Source organism: Dietzia cinnamea NBRC 102147, from assembly GCF_001571065.1.
GTDB lineage: Bacteria > Actinomycetota > Actinomycetes > Mycobacteriales > Mycobacteriaceae > Dietzia > Dietzia cinnamea.
The window spans coordinates 1-739 of record NZ_BCSW01000146.1 but is presented as its reverse complement, the minus strand read 5'-3'; the positions used below and the strand labels follow the sequence as shown (position 1 = coordinate 739).

The following is a 739-nucleotide window of genomic DNA, read 5'->3' as shown; positions in this document are numbered from 1 at the left end:
GACCTTCCAGTGCGCTGGAAGGTCCATCCTAATGAGCGAAGAAAGAGAGGGGCCATCTGATGGAACCGGGTTTCGAATTCGATTTGGCGGTAGTGGGCTCCGGCGGGGCAGCCATGGCGGCCGCTATCACCGCTCGACAGGCCGGCAGGACGGTGCTGATGATCGAGCGCGGCACCATCGGCGGCACCTGCGTGAACATCGGGTGCGTCCCGTCCAAGGCGCTGCTGGCCGCTGCCGGCACCCGCCAGGCCGCACTGACCAATCCCTTCCCAGGGGTCCCCACCCTCGCCCGGGACGTTGATCTGGGAGCGCTGGTCATGCAGAAGGACCAGCTGGTCACTCGACTGCGAGAGACCAAATACGCCGACGTCGCGGACGCCCATGGCTTCGAAATCCGCCGTGGGGAGGCTTCCTTCCTCGATCCCGACACTCTGGTGATGGATGGGGATCCGGTGGCGGCCGGTTCGGTGGTACTGGCCACCGGAGCAGAACCGGCACTACCGAAGGAGGTAACCGGGCTGAACGAGGTGGAGCATCTGACCTCGACCGCCGCCATGGAATTAACTGAACTGCCCGACTCCATGATCGTCATCGGCGGTGGCTACGTCGGTATCGAACAGGCCCAACTCTTCGCCCATCTGGGCACCCGGGTGACCATCATCGGCAGGATCACCCCTGCTGCCGAGCCGGAAATGGTCGCCATCCTTCGCCAGGCCCTGGCCCAGGACGGGATCACGGT

At 64.8% G+C, this 739-nt stretch carries 1 protein-coding gene; it reads left to right on the top strand.

Going from position 1 to position 739, the window contains the following annotated elements; all coding sequences use genetic code 11:
* Positions 1 to 59: 59 nt before the first annotated feature.
* A partial coding sequence (locus tag DCI01S_RS16530) for an FAD-dependent oxidoreductase (RefSeq protein ID WP_156482671.1) occupies positions 60 to 739 on the top strand: 680 nt, incomplete at its 3' end.